The following is a 338-nucleotide window of genomic DNA, read 5'->3' as shown; positions in this document are numbered from 1 at the left end:
GGCGAGAAGGTGGAGAGTCCTCGGTTGGAGTTGGCGACCGAACTCGTCGTCCGCGACAGCGCGGCGATCCCTCAGGGTGACCGGGTGGCCCCAGTGTGAACTGCGCCAACTTCCGATAGTCGAGCAAAATTCTCGGCACTAGGGTGGGGAAGGCAGCCGGTTGCCCGCCCCGGCCGCCCGTGGTCGCCGCGCGGGCTGTCGCCGTGTCGGGTTGGGTTGGGTGGAGTGCTGTGGTCGCCAGAGATAGCCGCAAGGTCACCATTTCGGCGATCGCGGACCTGGCCGGGGTGTCGGTGCCGACGGTGTCGCGGGTGATCAATGGTCGTTCGGATGTGGCT

1 protein-coding gene is annotated in these 338 nt (G+C 67.2%); it reads left to right on the top strand.

All coding sequences use genetic code 11. The features are described from left to right. Positions 1-230: 230 nt before the first annotated feature. A partial coding sequence (locus ACFHWY_RS28930) for a LacI family DNA-binding transcriptional regulator (protein WP_416583392.1) occupies positions 231-338 on the top strand: 108 nt, incomplete at its 3' end.

The organism is Micromonospora sp. LOL_024 (assembly GCF_048060415.1).
Lineage (GTDB): Bacteria > Actinomycetota > Actinomycetes > Mycobacteriales > Micromonosporaceae > Micromonospora.
Note: the sequence above shows the minus strand (reverse complement) of the source record. Positions and strands in the feature narration are given on the sequence as shown.